General features: G+C 37.4%; 2 protein-coding genes. Both read left to right on the top strand.

Annotation, left to right across the window (positions count from 1 at the left end; all coding sequences use genetic code 11):
• Positions 1-366, top strand: a 366-nt coding sequence (locus FHL06_RS13200; protein WP_192918001.1) for a histidine phosphatase family protein, incomplete at its 5' end; no start/stop codon positions are given.
• Between the two features lie 242 nt (positions 367-608).
• Positions 609-1,338 (top strand): trans-sulfuration enzyme family protein (locus FHL06_RS13195; protein ID WP_153387073.1); only part of this gene is annotated, 730 nt, incomplete at its 3' end.

Below are 1,338 nucleotides of genomic sequence, written 5' to 3'. Positions count from 1 at the left end.
TCACCCGAAGCTTGGTTTATGGTTGGACAACCTCATGGTGCCAGTAGCTTTGCCGAAATCATCGACAAATATGGCATGGATGCTACTAAGGACTTTACGAAAGAAGCCGACCCATTCCATGATGCCGAAAATGCTGAAGAATATTGGAATCGTGTTAATAAGGGCTTTGAAAAATTAGATCAAGTAGCTAAAGATGGCGACAAAATTCTCTTAGTTTCTCATGGAACAACTATTCGTTCTATCACTGACCGTTATAACGACGGAGATTTTGATGTAACGGTTAGTCCTAGAAATTCTAGTTTAACAATGCTAGAAAGAGATAACGGAGTTAATAAAGTAACTAGCTACAATCAATTACTAAAGTAATCAATAAATATTTGACAAAATATAATAATTAATATATTCTCAACTCATCAATTACTAGGAGGTCTGGACAATGATTTTATTTAATACTCAAACATCATCATGTTGTTGCGGTTCGCATTCTATGCGTACCGTCAGTTTGAGTGCTTAAAATCAAACTAGACTACTGGTATATCACGCGTAGGGTGCAAATCAAACTTGATTTGCACCCTTTTTTTACGCCTAAAATTAAAGGAGAAATCATTATGAAATTCAATACAAAACTAATCCACGCAGGTACCAGTGAAGATAAAGACACTGGCGCCGTTTCAATCCCAATTTACCGTTCATCTACATTTCATCAACATAAATTAGGTGCTGAACCTAAATGGGAATATGCTCGAACAGGCAATCCTACTCGTCAAGCATTGGAATCATTAATCGCTGATATTGAAAACGGAAAAAGTGGCTTTGCCTTTGCTTCAGGATCAGCAGCTATTCATGCCGTCTTCTCGCTCTTTTCATCAGGTGATCATATTATTATTGGAAACGATGTTTACGGGGGTACCTTTAGATTGGTCAATAAGGTCCTCAAACGCTTTGGATTAGAATTTACGGTCATTGATACTCGTGACTTAAAAGCTGTTGAGAATGCCATTCAAGATAATACTAGAGCCATTTACTTCGAAACCCCTACCAATCCATTGTTAAAAATCACTGATATCAAAGCAGTCGCTGACATTGCTAAAAACCACAATTTAAAAACTATTGTAGATAATACTTTTGCTACCCCTTATAATCAAAATCCCCTTACTCTTGGTGTTGATATTGTTGTTCACAGTGCCACCAAATATCTTGGAGGACACAGTGACGTTGTTGCTGGTCTTGCCGTAACCAATGATGAAAAAATTGCTGAAGAATTAGCCTTTCTTCAAAATTCTATCGGCAGTGTCCTTGGACCCGATGATAGTTGGCTTTTGATGCGAGGTATCAAAA

The organism is Companilactobacillus halodurans (assembly GCF_009600985.1).
GTDB classification, from domain to species: domain Bacteria; phylum Bacillota; class Bacilli; order Lactobacillales; family Lactobacillaceae; genus Companilactobacillus; species Companilactobacillus halodurans.
Note: the sequence above shows the minus strand (reverse complement) of the source record. Positions and strands in the feature narration are given on the sequence as shown.